The 20,674-nt window shown below is 66.1% G+C and carries 22 protein-coding genes and 1 riboswitch; of the genes, 16 read left to right on the forward strand and 6 right to left on the reverse strand.

Translation table 11 applies throughout. The features are described from left to right. Nucleotides 1–14 precede the first annotated feature (14 nt). The 13 genes from G552_RS0113970 to G552_RS0114030 all read left to right on the forward strand — a co-directional run bounded on the left by G552_RS0113970 (nucleotide 15) and on the right by G552_RS0114030 (nucleotide 11,564). Entirely contained in the window at nucleotides 15–2,189 is a 2,175-nt protein-coding gene (locus tag G552_RS0113970; protein ID WP_036271059.1) for a primosomal protein N' family DNA-binding protein, read from the forward strand. 559 nt (nucleotides 2,190–2,748) lie between these two features. Beyond that, nucleotides 2,749–3,075, forward strand: coding sequence for a zinc finger domain-containing protein (locus G552_RS16440; protein WP_027883545.1), 327 nt, complete (start codon nucleotides 2,749–2,751; stop codon nucleotides 3,073–3,075). A gap of 23 nt (nucleotides 3,076–3,098) precedes the next feature. Continuing rightward, entirely contained in the window at nucleotides 3,099–4,310 is a 1,212-nt protein-coding gene (locus G552_RS0113980) for a TIGR02710 family CRISPR-associated CARF protein (RefSeq protein ID WP_036271060.1), read from the forward strand. 58 nt (nucleotides 4,311–4,368) lie between these two features. Continuing rightward, nucleotides 4,369–4,524: riboswitch (cobalamin riboswitch) on the forward strand. A 110-nt stretch (nucleotides 4,525–4,634) separates the two neighbouring features. Further along, a complete protein-coding gene (locus tag G552_RS0113985; protein WP_027883547.1) occupies nucleotides 4,635–5,510 on the forward strand; it encodes an ABC transporter substrate-binding protein in 876 nt (291 codons plus the stop codon). Further along, on the forward strand, nucleotides 5,497–6,537 hold the full coding sequence (locus G552_RS0113990) for a FecCD family ABC transporter permease (protein ID WP_027883548.1): 1,041 nt from the start codon (nucleotides 5,497–5,499) through the stop codon (nucleotides 6,535–6,537). The genes G552_RS0113985 and G552_RS0113990 overlap by 14 nt, the downstream gene beginning before the upstream one ends. Beyond that, nucleotides 6,534–7,295, forward strand: coding sequence for an ABC transporter ATP-binding protein (locus G552_RS0113995; RefSeq protein WP_036271061.1), 762 nt, complete (start codon nucleotides 6,534–6,536; stop codon nucleotides 7,293–7,295). The genes G552_RS0113990 and G552_RS0113995 overlap by 4 nt, the downstream gene beginning before the upstream one ends. A gap of 1 nt (nucleotide 7,296) precedes the next feature. Next, a complete protein-coding gene (locus tag G552_RS0114000) occupies nucleotides 7,297–7,671 on the forward strand; it encodes a hypothetical protein (protein ID WP_027883550.1) in 375 nt (124 codons plus the stop codon). Then, entirely contained in the window at nucleotides 7,662–8,522 is an 861-nt protein-coding gene (locus G552_RS0114005; protein WP_027883551.1) for an ABC transporter substrate-binding protein, read from the forward strand. The genes G552_RS0114000 and G552_RS0114005 overlap by 10 nt, the downstream gene beginning before the upstream one ends. Next, a complete protein-coding gene (locus G552_RS0114010) occupies nucleotides 8,519–9,061 on the forward strand; it encodes a histidine phosphatase family protein (RefSeq protein ID WP_027883552.1) in 543 nt (180 codons plus the stop codon). Before G552_RS0114005 ends, G552_RS0114010 begins: the two co-directional genes overlap by 4 nt. Beyond that, nucleotides 9,054–9,557 carry a bifunctional adenosylcobinamide kinase/adenosylcobinamide-phosphate guanylyltransferase gene (cobU, locus tag G552_RS0114015; RefSeq protein WP_027883553.1) on the forward strand — a complete coding sequence of 168 codons (504 nt, stop codon included), beginning with the start codon at nucleotides 9,054–9,056 and terminating at the stop codon, nucleotides 9,555–9,557. Before G552_RS0114010 ends, cobU begins: the two co-directional genes overlap by 8 nt. A gap of 4 nt (nucleotides 9,558–9,561) precedes the next feature. Then, complete coding sequence (gene cobT, locus G552_RS0114020) at nucleotides 9,562–10,620, forward strand: nicotinate-nucleotide--dimethylbenzimidazole phosphoribosyltransferase (RefSeq protein WP_027883554.1); 1,059 nt, start codon at nucleotides 9,562–9,564, stop codon at nucleotides 10,618–10,620. A 12-nt stretch (nucleotides 10,621–10,632) separates the two neighbouring features. Then, entirely contained in the window at nucleotides 10,633–10,860 is a 228-nt protein-coding gene (locus G552_RS0114025) for a C1orf53 family protein (RefSeq protein WP_027883555.1), read from the forward strand. A gap of 2 nt (nucleotides 10,861–10,862) precedes the next feature. Further along, complete coding sequence (locus tag G552_RS0114030; RefSeq protein WP_027883556.1) at nucleotides 10,863–11,564, forward strand: adenosylcobinamide-GDP ribazoletransferase; 702 nt, start codon at nucleotides 10,863–10,865, stop codon at nucleotides 11,562–11,564. Here G552_RS0114030 and G552_RS0114035 read toward each other — a convergent pair. From G552_RS0114035 to G552_RS0114050, 4 genes are all read right to left on the reverse strand, one after another. Further along, nucleotides 11,561–12,322 carry an FAD-dependent oxidoreductase gene (locus G552_RS0114035; RefSeq protein WP_084640462.1) on the reverse strand — a complete coding sequence of 254 codons (762 nt, stop codon included), beginning with the start codon at nucleotides 12,320–12,322 and terminating at the stop codon, nucleotides 11,561–11,563. The two genes, G552_RS0114030 and G552_RS0114035, sit on opposite strands and share 4 nt — an antisense overlap. A 6-nt stretch (nucleotides 12,323–12,328) precedes the next feature. Continuing rightward, nucleotides 12,329–12,850: an FAD-dependent oxidoreductase gene (locus G552_RS0114040; protein ID WP_027883558.1), complete on the reverse strand. Its 522-nt coding sequence runs from the start codon at nucleotides 12,848–12,850 to the stop codon at nucleotides 12,329–12,331. A gap of 256 nt (nucleotides 12,851–13,106) precedes the next feature. Beyond that, nucleotides 13,107–13,562 carry a hypothetical protein gene (locus tag G552_RS15745; RefSeq protein ID WP_036271063.1) on the reverse strand — a complete coding sequence of 152 codons (456 nt, stop codon included), beginning with the start codon at nucleotides 13,560–13,562 and terminating at the stop codon, nucleotides 13,107–13,109. After that, nucleotides 13,559–13,834, reverse strand: a complete 276-nt coding sequence (locus G552_RS0114050; RefSeq protein WP_027883559.1) for a metal-sensitive transcriptional regulator — start codon at nucleotides 13,832–13,834, stop codon at nucleotides 13,559–13,561. The genes G552_RS15745 and G552_RS0114050 overlap by 4 nt, the downstream gene beginning before the upstream one ends. On the opposite strand from G552_RS0114050, the gene G552_RS16870 reads away from it, so the two are divergent. Then, on the forward strand, nucleotides 13,835–14,032 hold the full coding sequence (locus tag G552_RS16870; RefSeq protein ID WP_245575217.1) for a hypothetical protein: 198 nt from the start codon (nucleotides 13,835–13,837) through the stop codon (nucleotides 14,030–14,032). A gap of 71 nt (nucleotides 14,033–14,103) precedes the next feature. Here G552_RS16870 and dnaX read toward each other — a convergent pair whose 3' ends face one another. Both dnaX and G552_RS0114060 read right to left on the reverse strand, forming a co-directional pair. Continuing rightward, on the reverse strand, nucleotides 14,104–15,483 hold the full coding sequence (gene dnaX, locus G552_RS15750; RefSeq protein ID WP_245575218.1) for a DNA polymerase III subunit gamma/tau: 1,380 nt from the start codon (nucleotides 15,481–15,483) through the stop codon (nucleotides 14,104–14,106). Nucleotides 15,484–15,531: 48 nt separating this feature from the next. Beyond that, entirely contained in the window at nucleotides 15,532–16,752 is a 1,221-nt protein-coding gene (locus G552_RS0114060) for a Y-family DNA polymerase (RefSeq protein ID WP_027883560.1), read from the reverse strand. Between the two features lie 163 nt (nucleotides 16,753–16,915). Between G552_RS0114060 and G552_RS0114065 the strand changes: the two genes are divergently transcribed. Next, nucleotides 16,916–17,773: a C40 family peptidase gene (locus G552_RS0114065; RefSeq protein WP_027883561.1), complete on the forward strand. Its 858-nt coding sequence runs from the start codon at nucleotides 16,916–16,918 to the stop codon at nucleotides 17,771–17,773. A gap of 216 nt (nucleotides 17,774–17,989) precedes the next feature. Continuing rightward, a complete protein-coding gene (locus G552_RS0114070; protein ID WP_027883562.1) occupies nucleotides 17,990–20,674 on the forward strand; it encodes a CRISPR-associated helicase/endonuclease Cas3 in 2,685 nt (894 codons plus the stop codon).

A 20,674-nucleotide genomic window follows, 5' to 3' on the forward strand; every position in this document is an offset into this window, starting at 1 on the left:
GTAATCTGGAGAAGATGCTGCTGAAGGTGGCCCTGCCTTTGCCCCTCGAGCCCATGACCTATCTGCCGCCCCATGCCAGCCCCCGGCCCGCGGCCCAGGCCCTGGGCTACCGGGTGGTGGTGCCCTGGCGGGGGGAGTTGCGGGTGGGCCTGGTGGTGGGCCTGGAGGAAGGGTCGCACAAGAGCTTCGCCCTGCGCGAGGCGGTGGCCTACCTCGAGCCTGGCCCTTGGCTGCGCCCAGAGGACATAGGCTTCCTAGCCCAAGCCGCCCGCGACAGCTTCTGCCCGTTGGGCACCCTGCTGGCTGATCTGCTGCCCTTCCTCGAGCCCCCTCTAAAGCACCGGGTGCGCCTTGTACCCCAGGCCGACCCCAGGGTGCTGCCCAAGGGTCTGGAGGCGCTGGCCCAGGGGTGGCAGGAGGCCCGCGGCTTCGACCCCAAGCTCCTGGACTTTTTGCGCGAAGCGGGGGTTTTACAGGAGGAGGTAGCCGAGCAGCGCAGCGCCCCTCAGGCCCTGCGGGTGCTGCAAGAACCCCCCGAGGAACTCGGCGAGAAGGCCAAGGTGGCCTGGTCTGCCCTGCGCGACCTGGGCCAGGCCGAGAGCATGGCGGCCTTGGCCCGGGCAGCGGGGGTGGGGGTGGGGGTGGTGAAGGGGCTGTTGCAGAAGGGCTACATCGGTTGGGTGGAGGGGGCCACTCAGCCCGAGGTGCCCCCGGCTCGTTCCCTCGAGCCCTTACCCCTGCCCTTCCTACCGCTGCGCCTGGAGGGGGGGCGGCTAGGGGAGCGCATCCGGGCCTTGGCCACCCTACTGCAAGAGGGGCCAGCTTTGGTGCTTTTCCCCGAGGTGGCCCTGCTCAAACGCTTTCAGCCCTTTTTCCCCCAGGCCCTGGTTTTCCACGGCGAGATGAAGCCGGAGGAGCGGCGCCGGGTATGGGAGCGCGTGGGGGCCGGAGGGCCAGCCTCGGCGCTATGTACCTACCAGGGCCTGCTTCTGCCGCTTAGGCTGCGGCGCATCGTGGTGGTGGAGGAGGCCGCCGAAGCTTACAAGCTGCCAGGCGGCTCGAGGGCCTTCGTGCCCCGCCTGGCCCGGCTCAGGGCCGAATGCTTGGGGGTATCGCTACACTACTGGTCGGCGGTGAACAGCCTGGAGGCTCGAGCAGAGCCGGCTTTGGCACTGCCCCCGCCCGCGCCACGCCTACACCTGCTGGACTTGCGTCAGGAGCGGGGCTGGCCCCTTTCGGGGGCCGCGTTGGCCCTTTTGCAACAGGTGCAGGCAAAAAACCGCCAAGCCATTGTGCTTTCGCCCCGACGGGGCTACAGCGCAGTGCTGCGCTGCAAGGACTGCGACTGGAAGGCCATGTGTCCCAATTGTGCCTTGCCCTTGCGTTTTCACAAGAGCGGGCGGGTGGGGTTTTTGCAGTGCCACCAGTGCGGCTACGAGCAGAAGGCTCCGGCACTTTGCCCGAGCTGCGGCTCGGATGTTTTCGACCCCAGAGGGCCGGGGGTGGAGTGGCTTTGGGAGGCCCTGGCCCAGCATCTGCCGACTTTGCCGCGCTACCGCTACACCGCCGAGGCCAAAGACGATCTGGCCCCGCTGCTAGCCGGGGCCCCGGGGGTGCTGGTGGGCACCACCGCCATTCTGCGCGGGCCGGTGCTACCCGAGCTGGCATTGGTGCTACTACCCTTTGCCGATGGGTTTATCCTCGAGGCCGACTTTCGCGCTGCGGAGCGCTACCACCGGCTGTTGTGGCAGTTGGCCGACCTACACCCCCGCCGCCGCCCCCTGCTGGCCCTGCAAACCTTCGAGCCGGGCCACCCGGCCCACCAGGCGCTACAAAAGGCCGACCCTAAGGGGTTTTTGTCCCTCGAGCGGGCCCAGCGTCAGGCTTTGGGCTACCCCCCGGCCAGCCGCATGGTCAAGCTCGAGGTAGCCCACCCCAAGGAGCCGGTAGCCCGCGACGCCATCCTTCAGCTAGCCGAGCTTTTGCGGCCCAGAGCCCAGCCAGGCGAGTTACTGGGCCCAGCCCCCGCCCCGGTGGCCCGCCTGCGGGGCCAGTACGTGTTTCACCTGCTGCTCAAGGGCGCAGAAGAGCGCATCCAAGCCCTGATAGCCCACCTTCCCCCGGTGCGCAGCGCCCGCTTGCGCATAGACCCCGACCCCCAGCGCTTTGTGGGGCTGCTTGAGGACTAGCCCCGTTACTTTTCCCGTTACCCCCCTCCCAGGGGCCAAAAATGAGATGGCAAAGCCACGCGATTTTTCAAAAAAGCCCAACAAACCCTGTTCCAAACGGTGTAACGCCGGTTTGTGCAAACCACACATTCTGTTTTGCACAAAATGGTATACTGCCCTTGTCGGTGCTTCCAACAGCGTAGCTTGACAAAGAGTTTTTGCGGTGAATATCGCCAACCCCTGGACGAAAAAATCCAAAAGTGGGGTTTTGTAAGCCACCATCGCAAAAAGCACCTTTTTTTGGGCAGTTATCCACAGGCACCCTGTGGATAACCGGCGGTTCTCATAAAACCCCCCATTGGGAGCGCTGTCCAGGACGGCGATTAACGGGGCATGCTGTCGCAAAACCATAGCCCCGCAAGGGGATTGCAACCTCCAGGGTGAAGAAGATCGTCACCGTGCCCTTCCCGTGTTGCAAAACCATAGCCCCGCAAGGGGATTGCAACCCTAAGCTGCCAAAGAAGGCTTCGAGCAAAGGGGCTACAACGCTTGTGCTAGCCTGTTGGATAGTTTGCTGACTATGGAAGAGAAAAAGCGGTTGCCCTGTCCCCGGTGTGGCGGCACAGGGGAAGAGGTCTGGCAGGAGGCCCACCCCTGTGCGGGCTGTGGGGGTTCGGGCGGGTGGTGGGAGTCGGTTTGGGACGGCGACGACTACCGCGAGGAGTTTGTGCCCTGTGGGGTCTGCGGCGGCCAGGGGAGCACCCTCGAGCCCATCCTCCGCCCCTGCCCCTACTGTAGCGGCCAGGGCTGGGTGTATGCCCGCGAGGGTACCCCGGGCCGGATGGGCTGTTTAGCGCTGCCAATGGGGTTGCTTGGGCTGGCGCTGCTTTGGCGGGTGCTGGGCTAGGTGGGTCTGGTATACGTATAGGCATGGAAGCCAACAGGGTGCTAATCATGGGCGTGGGGCAGACCCTCGAGCCCCTCGAGTTTGCCTTGGCCGAGCATGCCCCCGCAGGGGTGGTCTTCGTGGCCAGCCAGGACAGCCACCCCATGGCGGGGGAGCTGGTGCGGCGCTACGGGGCGGGCCTGCGCCACCACACCCTTCTGCTCAACGATGCCGAAGATCTGGGGGAGGTGTTCCGCAAGGGCCTCGAGGCTCTGCAAAAAGCCCTGGAGTGGGAGGCCCGGGTGGTGGTGGCCGATATTACCGGGGGCACCAAGACCATGGCCGCTGGGCTGGTGCTGGCCCTGACCGGGCAGGGCGTCACCTTCAGCTACGTGGGGGGTGCCCAGCGCGACGCCCAGGGGCGGGTGAAGAGCGGGTTCGAGCGGCTGCGCCTGCTGGAAGACCCCACCTACCGCTACGGCCTGCGCGAGTGGGAAGGGTTTAGGCGGGCCTGGAACCAGGGCGACTTCCCCGCGGCCCTAGACTTCCTGGCCGAACTCCAAGCCCGGCCCCTCACCCCCTCGGAGAACCGATTTTACCGGCAATTGCAGGGCATTACCGAGGGGATGCTAGCCTGGGATTTGTTCCGCCACAAGGAGGCCTGGCGGAAGCTGGAGGAGCACCTCGAGCCAGCTCTGACCATTGCCGAGGCCTGGGGGCATGGGGCCAAGGTGCGGGTGTTGCAGGGCCTAAAGGAGGCCCAGGTGCGCTTGCGGGAGATTCTGGATCAGGAGGGCTGGCCCACCCAGGCGCTGCTGGCCGACCTTTTGGCCAACGCCGAGCGGCGGGCGGCGCGAGGCCGCTACGACGATGCCCTGGCCCGGCTGTACCGGGCCATTGAGCTGGCGGTGGAGGCCGACCTCTACCAGCAGTGGGGGGTGCTGCTGGACAAAATCGAAACCTATCCTGAAGCTGTGCGGGGGCTGCACGCCCGCTACCGGCAGATAGGTGGGCTGCGCGAGCTGTTAGAGCTGGCAGCGGCGCTAGATAGCCAGCTAGGCCGAACCCAGAGCCTCTCCCAGCGCCTTTATGCCGACTATACGGGCAGAGGCATCCTGGGCAACCTGGTCGGGTTGCGTAACCAGAGCATTTTGGCCCACGGCACCAGGCCGGTGGCCCCGGAAGACTACCAGGCCCTGTGCGACTACTTACAGCAAAATGGGCTGCGACCGGCCTCGCCTTGGCCAAAGTGGTAGGGCTTGCCAAGCCGGGTTGGGGGGTGTAGCTTGAAGCCAAGGCCCGCTAGGGGCCCTACAACCCGGCCACAGTTTTGGTGCCTGGGCGCGTAGTCCAGGCTTAAAGTGGGGAAATCCGGTGCAAGTCCGGTACTGTCGCGCAGCGGTGACGGTGCATGGGGGCCTTACGGCCCCTGCCCGAAGTCCGAATACCTGCCAAAACGCCCGTTTAGGGCACCTCTCGCGAGAAGGGGGAGTTTCGGGGAAGTTCTACGTTGGGTAGCGTCCTCGCCCCCGGGGGCGTTTTTTTCGTGCCCTGCTGGCCGGGTTGGGAAAGGACGCTGGATGAAAAGACGGGTTCTGCTTTGGTTTTTGGCCCTAGGCTACCTGGCTTCGGCCCTTGGCCTGGCCCAGGCGTTTCCCCGCACCCTGACCGACGACCTGGGCCGAAGCGTGACCCTCAAGGCTGCCCCTCAGCGCATTGTGGCCATGCTGCCCTCGGTCACCGAGACCCTTTGCGCTATGAATGCCTGCAGCCGGCTGGTGGGAGTAGACGACTTTTCCGACTTTCCCGAGGCGGTGAAGCGGCTGCCCAAGGTGGGGGGGCTGTACAACCCCAATCCCGAGGCCATCGTGGCCCTCAAACCTGACCTGGTGGTGGTCTCGGTGTATGGCCGGCTGCACGAGACCCTCGAGCGGGCTGGGGTAACCACCTTGGCGGTCAAGCCCGAGACCTACGGCGACATCTTCCGTACCACCCGGCTTCTGGGCCGTGCCCTGGGGCTGGAGGCCCAGGCCGAGCGGCTGGTGGCCCGCATCCAGCAGGAGGTCTACGCGGTGGAGAGCAAGGCCGCCCGGGCTCCCCAGCGCCCCACGGTCTACTACGAGATCGACCCCACACCCTATACGGTGGGGCCGGACTCCTTTATCGGGGTGCTGATTGCCAAAGCCCGAGGGCAGAACATCATCCCCAAGGAGCTGGGCCTTTTCCCCCAGATAAGCCCCGAGCTGGTGGTGCAAAAGAACCCTGCGGTGATCGTCCTAACCCACCCTGGGGTGGCCGACCTGCCCAAGCGGCCTGGCTGGAGCAACATCGCGGCCATCCGCAACCAGCGCATCTGCAGCTACACCGGTCCGCAAGACAACCTGCTCTCGCGCCCGGGCCCTCGGGTGGCCCAGGGGCTACAGCTTCTGCTCGAGTGCTTCCATGGCCTTAGGTAGGCCCCTAACCCGGCCTTTGCCCTGGGGCCAGCGCGTGGCTGTGCTGGCCGGGCTGGTGCTCCTGTTGTTCCTGGCCTTGGTGCTGGGCCTAGGGATCGGGGCGGTGGCGGTGCCCCCGGTGGAGGTGGTGCGGGCCTTGCTGGGCCTCGAGGCCAACCCCATCGTTACCGAGCTGCGCCTGCCGCGGGTGCTGGGGGCCATGCTGGTGGGGGCGGCGCTGGCCCTTTCCGGTGCGGCCTACCAGGGCCTATTCCGCAACCCCCTGGCCGACCCCTACCTGATGGGCTCGGCTGCTGGGGCGGCTTTTGGGGTGGTGGTGGCGGTGAGCTGGCTGGGGGGCTTTTCTGGGGCCTTTGCCCAGCATGCCATCTTCGAGCGGCTGCCCTTCTCGGCCACCTGGTTTGGCTTTCTGGGGGCCTTGGCCGCGGTGGCCCTCACGCTGCTGCTGGCCGGGGGGGCTAGCCGCACCCAGGACCTGATCCTGGCCGGGGTGGTGGTGGGGAGTGTGTTGGTCAGCCTGACCAGCTACCTGATGCTCCAGGGGGCCGACCGGGTGCGGGCGGTTTTTGCCTATACCCTGGGTAACCTGTCGTTTATGAGCTGGCCCGGGGTGGGCCTGCTGGGCCTGTACCTCCTCCTCACCTTGCCGCTGTTGTGGCTGCTGAGCCGCACCCTCAACGCCCTCAGCTTAGGGGAAGAAACTGCTCGCAGCCTGGGGCTACCCCTCGAGCGCCTCAAGCTTTTGGCCATTGGCGCGGCCACCCTGCTCACTGCTGCCGCAGTGGCCCAGGCCGGCATCATCGGCTTTGTGGGCCTGGTGGTGCCCCACGCCCTGCGGCGGCTCTTGGGCGGCGACTACCGCTATCTGTTGCCCGCCTCGGTCTTGGGGGGGGCGGTGCTCCTTACCCTGGCCGACCTGCTGGCCCGTACCCTGGTGGCCCCCGGCGAACTGCCGGTGGGGATTCTGACCACCCTGCTGGGGGGGCCGTTTTTCCTGTACCTGTTGTGGCGAGGGCGACGGGTATGAGCCTGGCTGCGCGGGGGCTTACCTTCCACTACCGCCAGCAAGCGGTAGTGCAAGAGGTGAGCCTGGAGCTTCACCCCGGCGAGTGGCTGGCCCTTTTGGGCCCCAACGGGGCCGGCAAAAGCACCCTGTTGCGCTTGATGGCGGGGCTTCTGCTCCCGACGGCCGGCCAGGTCTGGCTGGATGAACAGCCCTTGGCGCGTTGCTCGAGCTGGAGACGGGGGCAGCAGATCGCCTTCCTGCCCCAGGACGGGCCCTACCCGGAAAACCTCACCGTAGAGGAGGTGGTGCTGCTGGGCCGCACACCCCATCTGGGCCTGCTGGGCCGGCCTGGCCCCGCCGACTGGGCGGCGGTGCGCTGGGCTATGCAGGAGACCCAGGTCGCGGCCTTGGCCCAGCGCCTGCTGCCCACCCTCTCGGGAGGCGAGCGGCAGCGGGTGTTGCTGGCCCGGGCTTTGGCCGCCTGCCCGCGCTTTTTGCTGCTGGACGAGCCAACCAGCCACCTTGACCTGCACCACCAGGCTGAGTTCTTGCGCCTGCTCTCGAGCTTGCGCTCGCAGGGCCTAGGCATCCTGACCGTGCTGCACGACCCCAACCTGGCGGCCCAGGCCGACCGGGTGGCTTTTTTGCGCCAGGGGCGTATTATGGCCCTGGGAGCCCCCCTCGAGGTGCTGCAAGAGCCATTGCTCCGAGGGGTCTATGGCCCTGGGGTGCAGGTGCGCCACCTGGAGGGACGGCCGGTAGTACTGCTGGGGGGGTAGGATGCGCCACAGCCTGAAGGTGAACAAAAAGTGCTTGCTGCTGGATTTGGGCGAAATTTGCCTGATAGAAACCCAGTACCACTTCCCCCGTCTGGCCCAGCGGGTGGTGGTGCTGCCGGATCGCCAGGCGGCCTGCTACGACCGCCTGGTATACCCCCCGGCCCTGCAGAAGCGCTTACTAGAGAGCGGTATTCCCCTGGGGGGCAACCTTATCTACACCCTGCCGGTGGATCCCTTCGACTTCGAGCAGGAAGGGGATACCCTCTGCCTGCCCGGCTTGCGGATTTACCTGGCCGGGGCCCCGGAGTTTGTGGAGAGTCCCTGGTATGCCTATGTGCGCCTGCGTTCGGGCAAAGGGAGGGCTGAGTGCGCGTAGCCAGTCTGGTGCCTGCGGCCACGGAAATCCTGCGCTTTTTGCAGGTCGAGCCGGTAGGGGTCTCGCACGCCTGTGGCTGGGTGGGTAAGCCCGTCCTCACCGAGAGCCTGTTGCCTTCTGGGCTGTCCCAGGCCGAGATTGACCGGCGGGTGCGCCAGGCGGTGGCGGCAGGGCAGAGCCTGTACCGGGTGAAGGCCCAGCGCTTGGCCGAACTCGAGCCTGACCTGGTGCTAACCCAGGGCGTCTGCGAGGTCTGCGCCGCCACCTCGGGCGAGGTGGGTCGGGCGGTGGCTTTGCTGCCCCATCCCGTGCCTACCCTGAGCCTGCAGGGTACCCGGCTGGAGCACCTGTGGGACGACCTAAGCCGGGTGGCTGGGGCCCTGGGGCTGGAGGCAACCCCGGCCATCCGGAGGCTGCAAGAACGCCTAGAGCGGGTGCGGCAGAGGGTGGCGGGCCGCCGGCCTCCTAGGGTGGTTTTTCTGGAGTGGCTCGAGCCCCCCTTCCTGGGGGGGCACTGGGTGCCCGACCTCATCGAGGCGGCGGGTGGGGTGGCCCTGGGGGCTAGCCCAGAGGCCCCCAGCCAGCGTAGCGACTGGGCGGCCATGGCCCGCCTTGAGCCCGAGGTGGTGCTCTTCTCCTTTTGCGGCTACGACCTGGCTGGGGCCCTGGAGGTGCTAAAGGGGTGGCGCCCGCCCTGGCCCAGCCTGCAAGCGGCCTGGGCTTTGGACGCGGGGCCCTTCTGCGCCCTCACCCCTAGGGTGGTGCGGGGGGTGGAGATACTGGCCGCGCTGTTTCACGCCTGCCCCGACCTGCCGCCTCCCCGCCCAGCGGAGGCCCAGCGGTTGCTATGAGCGAGCTCTGGCTGGTGCGCCACGGTGAAACCCCTTGGAACCGGGAGGGGCGGCTTACCGGCTGGACCGACCTGCCCCTTACCCCCTTAGGCGAACAGCAGGCCCGGGCCCTGGCTAGCTGGCTGCGGGCCGAGCGCTTTGAGGGGGTGGTGGCCTCCGACCTGCGGCGGGCCTTACAGACCGCCCGGCTGGCCTATGGCGAGCCTAAGGCCACCTCGCCGGCGCTGCGCGAGCTGGACTTCGGCACGCTGGAGGGTCTGCGCTGGGCCGAGCTGGCCGAGGAGCACAGGCGGGCCCTTTTGGCCTTCGAGGGCTTCCAGGCCCCGGGGGGGGAGTCGGTGGCCGATCTGCGTCGGCGGGTTTTCGCCTTTTTCCAGAGCCTGCCCAAAGGCCGCCACCTCATCTTTACCCACGGGGGGGTGCTGCGGCTGGTGCTGCGCGCGTTAGGGCAGGACGGCTTCCCCTCCCCCTGTGCGGTGGTGGGGCTGGACTGGGCCCAGCAGCGGTTGCTCTTCGTGCGGGAGGGGGCTGGTGGCTGAGCTGATTCTGGTAACCGGGGGGGCTCGAGCTGGCAAGAGCGCCTTTGCCCAGGCCTGGGCCCAGGCCCAAGGGGCCTCCGTCAGCGTGATTGCCACGGCCCAGCCCCTGGATGAGGAGATGCGCCAGCGCATCGCCCAGCACCGCTCTGCTCGTCCGGCTACCTGGCAGACCCTGGAAGAGCCCCTCGAGGTGCCCCAGGCCCTGGCCCAGGCCCAGGGCCTGGTGGTGTTGCTGGACTGCCTGACCTTGTGGGTCGCTAACCTGATGCAGGCCGGGCTCGAGGTCTTGCCAGCGGTGGAGCGGCTTTTGGAGGTTCAGGCCGGGCTGGGTAAAACCCTGCTGGTGGTCACCAACGAGGTGGGGATGGGCATCGTGCCGGAAAACGCCCTGGCCCGGCACTACCGCGACCTGCTGGGCGCGGCCAATGCCCACCTGGCCCGCTCAGCCCAGCAGGTTTACCTGCTGGTGGCGGGGATTCCCCTTAGGCTGAAGTAAAGCTATGCTGACCTTTCACATCCAACCCATTGCTCAGGAGTGGCTGGCCCGGGCCTGGGCCTACCAACACACCCTGACCAAGCCCCCCGGCTCGCTGGGTTTTTTGGAGGAGCTGGGGGTGCGCCTGGCAGCCATCCAGCAAACCCTGAAACCCAGCCTGGGCCCTGGGGCGGTGGTGGTCTGCGCCGCCGACCACGGGGTGGTGGCCGAGGGGGTCTCGGCCTACCCCGCCGAGGTCACCGCGCAGATGGTGCAGAACTTCCGGGCCAAAGGAGCCGCCATCAACCAGATCGCCCAGGTGGCCCAGGCCGAGGTGGTGGTGCTCGATGTAGGCGTGGCGAACCCGCCGGAGGGGCCGCCCTCGAGGGTGCGCCCGGGCAGCGGCAACATCGCCCGGGAGCCAGCCATGCGCCTGTCCGAGGTGGAGCAGGCCATCGCCCAGGGGGCCGAGGCCGCCCGGCGGGCCATCGCGCGGGGGGCCACCCTCTTGGCCGCGGGAGATATGGGCATCGGCAATACCACCGCTGCAGCAGCCCTTACCGCGGCCTTGCTGGGGCTTCCGGCGGAGGCGGTGACCGGGCGCGGCACCGGGGTGGACGAGGCGGGCTACCGGCGGAAGCTGGGGGTTGTGTGCGCTGCGCTGGATCGGGCCCAGACCCGGCTGGGCGACCTGACCCAGGCCCCGCCCCTGGCGCTACTGGCCGAGCTGGGCGGGCTGGAGATTGCGGCCATTGTGGGGGTCTTCCTGGCCGGGGCCGAGGCGGGCCTGCCCTTGGTGACCGATGGCTTCCCGGTGACCGCGGGAGCCTTGCTGGCCTCTCGCCTAGCGCCAGCCCTGCGCGATTACCTCTTCGCTGGCCACCGCTCGCAAGAACCCGGGCATACCCGGCAGCTCGAGGCGTTGGGCTTGCGGCCCATCCTCGAGCTGGATATGCGCCTGGGTGAGGGTACCGGTGCGGTGCTGAGTTTCCCCGTTTTGCGGGCGGCGGCAGCGGTGATGGCCGGGATGGCCACCTTTGCCCAGGCCGGGGTGTCTGGCGGCCCTCCGAACCTAAGGGGCTAAACGAGGAAAACCATGGGCAAGCGCGAACAGATGGAAAACCAGGACTACTACCTAGAGAATGGCCTTTACGTCTTCACCGCAGCCTATCACCTGCGCCGGGGGTATTGCTGCGGCTCGAGGTGCCGTCACTGCCCTTACCCCCCAGAGGTGCAGGCCTGGGCTATCGCCCGTAGGCGGGAGGGCCGCCCCATTCAAAGCCGCGCCGAATTTGAGGCCATGTTCAGGCCGCGGAGCGAATAGCCGTGCGCCCACTCTGGCTGGCCATAGGGTTTCTGACCATCTTCCCGGTGCCCCCTCTGGGTCGGGTGGAAGAAGGCGAGATGAAGGCGGCCTCGGCCTTCTACCCGGTCGCCGGTTACCTGATTGGGGGGGTGCTGGCCCTTTTGGCCTGGCTGCTGGCTGGGTGGCCCGAGGGCCTGCGCGGGGCGCTTTTGCTGGCAGCTTGGCTGGCCTGTACCGGCATGCTGCACTTAGATGGCCTACTCGACGCCGCCGATGCTCTTTTCGCCATGCGTTCCCCCGCCAAGCGCCTGCGCATCCTGGACGATGTGCACCTGGGTAGCTTTGCCTTTGGGGTGGGGGTGGTGGTTCTTTTGCTCAAGTGGCAGCTACTGGTGGCCAACCCTTCCCCCTGGCTGCTTTTGTGTCTGCCGGCCATCGTGCGCTTTACCTTGCTCTTGCCCATGAACCTTTTCCCCGCGGCCCGCCCCGAGGGACTGGGGGCCCGCAGCCGCGAGGGGCGCGTCCTTCCTGCTTTATTGCTGGCTTCTCCGGCTATGTTGGCCTTTCCCTGGGTGGCCTTGGCGGTGGTGGCGGCCATGCTGCTTTTGGCCTACTGGGCCGCAGGCCGCCTGGGCGGCGGCCTTTCCGGCGATGTCTATGGGATGTTGGTTGAGCTGGGCGAGCTGGTGGGGTTGCTGTGGTTTGTGGGCTTGCTGCACTAGCGTGGGGCAAATGCCGCGGGCCCCAGGGTTTGGGGGCGCTGCCGGATGGGTGGCATGGGGCCGCGGAGCTGCAAAACCTCCTGCGCGGCGCGCCGCCCGCTAGCATAAGCCCCGTGCACGGTAGCGGCCCAGGCGTTGGGGGCGGTGTGTTCGCCGGCGAAGAACAGACGGCCCTGCACCGGGTGGGCCAGCAGGCTTCGAGCCCGGGCAGCGCCCACGCTGGCCTTGGAGTAGGCCCCCAGGGTGTAGGGGTCGTCGCGCCAGTGCACCAGCCGGGCCTTGCAAGGGGTTAGATCGGGGCGGCCTAGGGCCTGGCGCAGGGTTTCCAGGGCGGTTTGCAGGGCCTGGGCCTCGGGCAACGCCAGCAGGGTTCGGGCCTTTTCCCCGGTGGCTAGGGCGGTCAGAACCTCCCCTCTTAGGCCATGCCCCTGCGCACTGCTCCACCACTCCTCGAGGCGGGCCCCTGGTAGGTACAGCTCGGCAATGCCTGGGGGTAAAACGGGCTGCTCGAAGTAGAAAAAGAGCTTGAGCGCGTCGGTAAGGCCGAGCTGCTCCAGGGCGGTCTGCTTGGCTGGGGGCAGCTCGGGTACAAAGCGCACCTGCCCGGCGCGTAAGACCCCCAAGGGCAGGGCCACAATAGCCTGCTCACCCCGGTAGACCCGCCCATCGGCGGTATGGGCCCATACCCCCCAGGGGCCCCATTCCAGGGTCTCCACCACGGCGCCCAGCCGGATGTCCAGGTGGGCCGCTAGTTTTATCGCTAGTTAATCGTAACCGTCCAGGATGCGGTAATCCCCCTCCTCGGCTGAGGGGTCTAACAGGTACTCGAGGGCCGCCTGGGCGCTCAGGTACCTGGGGTCATCGAAGTCGGAGATGTACTCTTGCAGCTTGAAGGGCATCTTGTCCCAGAGCTGATGGCGCTCTAGGTAATGGGCCAGCGACTCCTCCCCCAAAGCCGGGGGCCAGTCTGCCCGCCGGGTGTGGCTGTACCCCTGAGCGACGCTCTTCAGGGAGCCATCCGATAGGCGCACCAGGGTATCCTCCTGCTGGCTATAGTAGAGGGTGCGCAGGCCAAACTGTTGGGCGAGGGGGTAGGTGGGAACCTGGCTGCTGTGGATGAATTCTGCGCCAAGCTCGATGGGTATAGGAGCAAAACTTCTATCGGTGTGGATGCGTCCGCCGACGCGGTTTCGGGCCTCGAGTACAACGACCTCTTGCTTCGCCTTCCTTAGGTCTTGGGCTGCGGCCAAACCCGCAATGCCCGCACCTATGACCAGGGTTTTCATACCATCACCTGTTTTTTTACACTGCTTCTGACCTTTCTCCCGAGAATTGTTTTGGATGCTCGGGCATCACCCTGCCGACTTAGTCGCTCCACCCAAGCTGTGGCATACAGCTAGGGGGCAGTTCGTCGTTTCCGCGCATGTAGCGCAGCCTTTGCGCCGAGATGGCGGCGCGACCCACAAGATGGGCGTCTCCCTCCTTAGCGTTGGATTCCCCAGATCTGCCTGGGGTAAGGCCATTCTAGCGCAGCAAGGCTCTTTAGCGAAGGCCCAGCAGCCGGGTAATTTCGCTGTGGCGCTGCTGTTCTTGCACGAAGCCCAGGCCGCGCCTGCGCCCCAGCCAGGCCCTAAGCTCCCGGGCCACCTGGGGTTGGCCAAAGAGCTGGGCCAGTCGCTCAACCTCGCCCGTTTCCGGTTTGGCTCGCTCGTTGGCATAGGAACAGACCGGGCAGCCCAGGTGCATGGGGTTGGAGTCGTAGAAAAAAACCAGCTCTCCCCGGTCGTAGGCCCAGAGCAAAAGCCGCTCGTCTTCCAGATTGAGCACCTCCAAAACAGGGGCCTTTAGGGCCTGGGAGAGCCAGGCGGCCAGGGGGTCGGCCTGGTTGGTCGGGGCATAGAGAATCTCGGGGGTGGGCGGCTCTAAGGTCACCACCCGCCAGGCCACACCCTCACCCTCCAGGGCGGGGCCTGGGAGGTGGAGCAGGTGGTAGCTCATCCCACGAGCTTGCGCAGCATGGTGGCAATCTGGACAGGCTTCTGTTGGTCGCCTTTGGCGATGTCGGCCGCGCAAAGGCTGAGAAATTCTTGGAGGATTAGGGTGGAGGCCGACTCCATGGCTTTCTTGGTGGCGCTCATCTGGGTGAGTACCTCCTCGCAGGAGCGGCCCTCCTCGACCATTTTCTGTAGTCCCCGCACCTGGCCCTCAATGCGGCGTAGGCGTTTAAGGATGCTTTCGATTGTTTCCTCGTGCAAGTCGGAGGTGTTCATATGCTACAGTTTATACCCGGATACCCTTTATTCCGCTTCTTCCGCGGCCTCGAGGGAAGCTTCGTCGGTGGCCTGGGGAAAGAAGCGGCGCAGCCGGCCACCGAACATGCGGATGAGCTGCTGGAAGCGCGGGTCTTCCAGCAGGCTAGGGGGGCTGGCCTCAGGGATTTCGGCCTCGAGGTTCCAGGGCTCCGCTAGGGGTGGGGCCTCCGGTTGACCTGGGAGGTCGGGAGTGGATGGCGCTTGGGGGGCGGGGGGAGGGTCATCCGCTAGTTTTTTTTTCCCTCTAGTTTTAGCTCGACCTGGGCAAGCCCCAGCACCTCGTGCACGGCTTTTTGAATCTCCTCGAGGTGTTGTTGGGCCCGCTGGTAATGGAAGCCGGCCCGCTCGGGGAAGAGCAGGACTACCCGATCCTCCTCGAGGCGCGGCTCGGCCTCGCGCACAAAGGCCCGCACGGTGGGCTTTAGGGCGCTCATCACCTGCCGCCACGTTGCGGCCAGGTGGGTCACCGCGGCAGGGGTGGGGGCTTCGTCCACGGGCTTGCGCACCTCGGGCTTCCTGGGGTGGGGGTCGAAGGCGGGCAATTGGAGCGAGGGGGGTGGCGCTGGAGCTGGGGCTGAGGGGTGTAGGGCCTGGTAAGCCCCCAGCAGGGCCAGCTCGAGGGAGAGAGCATCGGAGCGCTTAGCCAACCGTTCGAGGGCCTCGTCTAGTGCGGTCATGGCGGCCAGCAGGCGTTCCTCGGGGGCTTGCAGGTGGGGGCCTAGCCCCAGGCCCATGCGGGCATATAGGCCGGCCCGCAGGGCCTCCAAAAGCCCTTGGGCCAGGGTGCGGGCGGCGAAGCCCTGGGTGTAGAGCTGTTGGGCCTGGGTGAGCGCTATGCGGAGCTGGCCCTGGTCTAAGGCTTCGGCCAGGGCGAACAGAGCCTCCTGGGGGGGTAGGCCCAGGGCGTTTTCGGTCTTCTGTAGGGTGAGGGGGCCCTCGAGGGCTAAAAGCCGATCCAACAGGCTTTCTGCATCGCGCATGGCCCCGTCGGCTAGGCGGGCCACTAGGGCCAAGGCGGCTGGTTCGGCCTTGCGCCCCAGGCCCGCCAGGATGCGCTTCAGCTTCTCTGTGATCTCCTCTTCCGAGAGCCGGCGGAAACGGAAGTGTTGCGTGCGCGAGAGAATGGTGGGGGGCATGCGCTCGGGCTCGGTGGTAGCGAAGATAAAAATCACGTGAGGGGGGGGCTCCTCCAGGGTCTTTAACAAGGCGTTGAAGGCGCTTTTAGATAGCATATGGGCCTCGTCGAGGATGACCACCTTGCGCGGCCCCAGGATGGGGGAGAGCAGTATCCGCTCGCGCAGCTCCCGCACATCCTCCACCGAGTTGTTGGAGGCGGCGTCGATCTCGAGGACATCAGGGTGCCGCCCTTCCCGCACCAGTCGGCAGCCCTCACAGGCCCCGCAGGGCCGGGCTTCCTGCTGGCAGTGCACCGCCTGGGCAATCAGCCGGGCACTGCTGGTCTTGCCTACCCCTCGCGGCCCGGAGAACAGGTAGGCCTGGGCCAGCCGGCCCTGGCGCAGGGCGTTCGTGAGCACCTCCTTAACGTGCTCCTGCCCCACCATCTCCTCGAAGGTGGCAGGACGGGCCTGGCGGTAGAGCGCGCTCACGCGTACTAGCTTAAGGCCGCAGGCCCCCAGCGCAAAGCCAGGGCTACGTCAACCCTCCGGTAGCTCTAACTCGGGGATGTGGCCAAAGGCGATACGGATAGCCGCGCTTTGCTCGCTTTGGTGCATGGCCGCGAAGTAGAGGGCCTGGGGGCCGTATTTGCGGTTGATCCGATCCATGGCCTGGGCCAGGCGCAGCATCTTTTCCTCCTGGTCGAACAAAGGCTGGTTTAGGGCCTCTTGTGGCACTAGACCCCCCAACACCACCCCGACCTTGAAGGGGGTACCCTGGGGACGCCTGGCCCACAACGCCAAGGCCAGCCGCAGTAGGGTGAGGGTGTCTTGGCAGGGTTGGCAACCGATCTGGCCTTGCCACCCCAGAGCTTCTGGCCAAAACTGCACCCAGAGGCTCAGAGAGCGGGCCCAGTAGCCCTCGTGGCGCAGGCGGGCTGCGGCGCGGTGTACCAACCGGCTGAGTACTGCCCGGGCCCCTGCCTCATGCCGCAACGCAGGGGGCAGCACATGGCTGTGCCCCAGGCTGTGCCGTTGGGTGGGGGCCTCGGGTAGGTCGGCCCCGCGCAGGCGGTGCCACCAGCTCCAGCCGTGGATGTGGCTGCCCCAGATGTGCGCAAGCTCGAGGGGGGAGAGCTGGTAGAGCTGCTCCACAGTGGTAACCCCATGCCTGAACAGCCGACGCTCTATACCTGGGCCGATGCCAGGTAGGTCGCGCAGCGATAAAGCGAAGAGCCGCTGGGGTAGCTCAGAGGGTAACAGCAGGGTCAGACCGTCGGGCTTGTGCATCTCGGCGGCCACCTTGGCCAGAAAACGGTTGGGCCCCAGGCCCACCGAGCAGCGCATCCAGGGGCCAACCTGGCGGTAGATAGCCTGCTTGACCTGCTGGGCCAGCCGCTGGGCTGCTGGGGGCTCTTGCTCTCGTCCCAGAAGCCGGCAGGCCAGCTCGTCGATAGAGAGCACCGTTTCCACTGGCAGGACGCGCTCTACCGCTTGCCGAATTTCTCGGTGTAGCTGGATGTACGCACGGGGACGGGCGACCACCACCTCCAGCCTGGGGCACAGCAGCCGGGCCAGGTGTACGGGGGTGCCGGTTCGCACCCCAAAACGCCGGGCCTCGTAGCTGACAGCGATGCAGCAGGTGGTCTCGGCCAGGGTAGGTACCACGGCCACAGGGCGGCCCCGTAGCTCAGGCCGGAGCTGTTGCTCGGCTGAGGCGAAGTAGGCGTTCATATCCAAGAAAAGGTAGCGGAGGCTCATTACGCTTCAAGCATAATAAAAGCTACATATTTTTGTAAATACAAAAGAAGGGAGCCCTCGAGGGTAGGCCGCACAGATTCCCGGTGCCCTGTGCTTCCGTGGATGAACGGGAAATAAGAGGCAAATAAACGCAAAAAACCGCCATAGGACGTATACTCCTTGTATGCGCACGGTGGCCTGGCTTTTGTGTTGGCTGGCCTTTGCCCTGGCTCAGGAGGGAGCCACCTACACTGTGCAGCGTGGGGACACCTTGTATTCCATTGCCAAGCGCTTTGAGACCACTGTGGAAACGCTCATGCAGCTCAACCGCCTGAGCGACACTACCCTAAGCGTAGGGCAGGTTTTGCGGCTCCCGGCCAGGGTGGTGCAGTACACCGTCCAGCGGGGCGATACCCTGTACTCCATCGCTCGGCGCTATGGCTCTACGGTGGAGGCCATCCAAAGGGAAAACGGCCTCGAGGGCACCACCCTTTCCCTCGGACAGGTGCTGCGGATTCCCCAGGTGAGTGCGGCAAACCCTCCGGCCTCTGCCCCCAGCCCCGCTCCCCCTGCGGGTTCATCGGCCAACCTAACCGGCCCGATCCCGCTTCCCGATCCCGCCCCACCGCCCAGCCAGCCCGCCGACACCGATTACGACCCCACCCACCCCCTGATCCGGGTGGTACTCAGATACCTGGGCCTGCCCTATGTCTTCGGGGCCAACGCCGACCGGGCGGTGGATTGTTCGGCCTTCGTCCAGCAGGTCTACGCCGAGCTGGGCATCCGCCTGCCCCGCACCAGCCGCGAGCAGTGGGGCGCTTTGCCCACAGTGCAGGGGGCCATGCGCCAGGGGGATTTGGTTTTTTTCAGCTTCGGCGGCGACCAGATCGACCACGTGGGCATCTATTTGGGCCGGGGGGTGTTCGTGCACGCCAACAGCTATGGCAGCCGGGTGGTGATCGAGAGCCTGGAGAGCCCCTATTACAAGCGGGTCTACCGCGGGGCCAAGCGGGTGGAGGCGTTGCAAGCGGTTTATCCGTAGGGGTTTCCCTTCTTTGAGCTGCCGTAGGGCCTGTCCTCTTGCTAAGGCGAGGCCACTCAAAAAATCTGAGCGTATTTTCCCCAAGGGTCGGATTTGGATGCCCACTGGATTGTGGGCACTAGACTGTGCCCTGTGGGAAGTAAATTCACGCACCGCCAACCCCAGCCTCAGCGATAGGGAAATCGGGTTCTACCCAAACTTTGCCGGGAGGAGAACGTGCTTTCAGAACAGGCTAAGGCTCTGTGGGCCAAAAGTAAGGGGATAAACGGGGGGCACCCCCTTATCGGGCACATGTTGGATGTCGCGGCTTGTGCCGAGGCGATTTTAGAGCGGGAGCCTGCCCAAACCCTCGAGCTTTATGCCCAGGATATGGCACTAGAACCCCCCCAGGCCAGGGCTTGGGTCTGCGCCCTGGCAGGGCTGCATGACCTCGGCAAGGCCAGCCCGGCCTTCCAGCAGAAGTGGCCTGAAGGCAAAGAGCGGGTCTGGGCCACAGGGCTAACCTGGTCCAGCAATCCAACCCCGCCCCCCGACGACGTTTCCCATAGTGTGATCACAGAGAAAGTACTTCCCGACCTTCTCGAGGAGCGCGGCTGGGTGCGTCGGGCTGCCGACAACGTGGCCGCCGCGGTGGGCGGGCACCACGGTTTCCGGGCAACGCGGGACGATCTTGACCGTGTCGTCAGCAAGGAGAAGGGCAAGGGGGCCTGGGACGAGGTGCGGCGGGAGTTGTTCGAGGCAGTGCTCGAGGTGTTCGGGGTAGGGGAAGCCCCCAAGGTCTCCATCTATAAAGGCGCGGCCTTCGAACGTCTGGCGGGCCTGACCAGCTTTGCCGACTGGATCGGCTCGAGCCTCGAGTTTCACCCCCTGGGCGACGACCTGGCCGAGTATTACCGGGACGCCAAGAAGCAAGCAGCCCAGAAGCTCGATAGCCTGGGCTGGTTCAAGCGGGAAACCCTGATGCCCGAGCCGCAAAGCCTGGAAGCGGTGTTTGCCTACCTGGGCAAACCCGGCCGGCCGTTCCGGGCTCGCCCGCTGCAAAAGGCGCTTGAGGGCTTGCTGGAAGGGGTAAATAAGCCTGTCTTGTTCCTGATCGAAGCCCCCATGGGCGAGGGCAAGACCGAGGCGGCGCTCTATGCCCATCTGCGATTACAAGCGGCTAACGGGCACCGGGGGATGTACATCGCCTTGCCCACCCAGGCCACCGGCAACCTGATGTTCGAGCGGGTTAAGAAGTTTCTGAGCCACTATGGAAAGTCCCGCCAGCTCGACCTACAGCTTTTGCACGGGGCCAGCGAGTTGGTGGAGGAATACCAAAAAATCCGGGTACGCCCCAACATGCCCAATCAGGGGGAAGAAGGGGTAGAGGCTCAGGTCTGGTTTTCCCACCGCAAGCGGGGGCTCCTTTCGGAGTATGCGGTGGGGACGGTGGATCAGGCCCTCCTGGGCATCCTGCCGACCAAGCACCAGTTCGTCCGACTGTGGGGTCTGGGCAACCGGGTGGTGGTGCTGGACGAGGTGCACGCCTACGACACCTACACCAGCGGCCTCATCGAGTCGCTGGTGCGCTGGCTCTTGGCCTTAGGCTCGTCGGTGGTGCTGATAAGCGCGACGCTGCCCAAGGCCAAGCGGGAAAGCCTGCTCAGGGCTTTTGGGGCCCAGTGCATTCCGGAAGAACCGTACCCACGGATCACCCGGGTTCTGGCCGGTGATCCCTCTCCCGTCACGAAGACTTTTGCGGTGCGGAAGCAGCCCACCCTCACCCTGCGGGCCTTGCCCCTCGAGCTAGATGCTGTGGCGCAGAAGGCCCTCGAGCAGGCCCGGTCGGGTGGCTGCGTAGCCTGCATCGTCAACACCGTGCAGCGGGCGCAGGAGTTGTACCAGAAGCTGAAGGGCAACCCGGATGGGGTGGAGGTCTGTCTATTCCACGCCCGCTACCCCCTCGAGGAGCGCCTGGAACGCGAACGGGTCGTCCTCGCCAAGTTCGGCAAGGAAGGCCAGCGCCCCCAGAAGGCTATCCTGGTCGCCACCCAGGTGGTGGAGCAGTCCCTCGACCTCGACTTCGATGTGATGTTCACCGATCTGGCCCCGGTGGACTTGGTGTTGCAACGTGCCGGGCGGCTGCACCGTCATGCCCGCAGCGCGGAGGAACGACACCGCCACGTCGAGCCGGTGCTGTGGGTGGCGGGCTTGGAGGCCGAGGGCGTGCCGGATTTCGGTTCCGCCGAGCGAATCTACGAGCGCTACGTTCTGCTGCGGAGCTGGCTCGCGCTGCGGAGCCGCACCCACATTGATATTCCGGGCGACATCGACCGCTTGGTGCAGGAGGTGTACAGCGAGCCGCCGCCCCAGGGGCTTTCGGAAGAGTGGAGGACGGCCATCGAGCAGGCCCAGGCCTGCATGAACGAGCGGGACTCGAAAGCTGCTGACGAGGCGGCTTACGCACCCTTCGGCGAACCCGATCAAACCAACTGGCTCGAGCCCAAGACTTTCCCTAAACTTCCCGACGACGAACCCAACCCCGACGACGACCCCAGCCTGCTCCATACCCGCAGGGGCAGCCCCAGTGTCACGGTGGTGCTGCTGCACAGGGTGGGAGGCCAGCTCTGTCTCGATGAAGGCGGCAAGGAGGTGGCGAGCCTGGCCAGCAAGCTCGAGCTGGGCCAGGCCAAGCGGCTTTTTGCCCGCTCGGTCAAGCTGAGCCGCCACGAGTTGACGCGGAATAACTTCGAGGCCCTCAAAGCCCACCGCGAGCACCAGGACTTGCCCGCCAAGCCCTGGAGCGAGACCCCTCTGCTGGCCCACGCCCACCCGGTGGTGCTCGAGGGGGGCCGCGCGGTGTTGGGGGAACTCGAGCTCGAGCTGCATCCTGAGCTTGGGGTGGTTTACGTGGGTAAGTAG

Origin of the sequence: Meiothermus rufus DSM 22234, assembly GCF_000423425.1 — a bacterium.
GTDB lineage: Bacteria > Deinococcota > Deinococci > Deinococcales > Thermaceae > Meiothermus > Meiothermus rufus.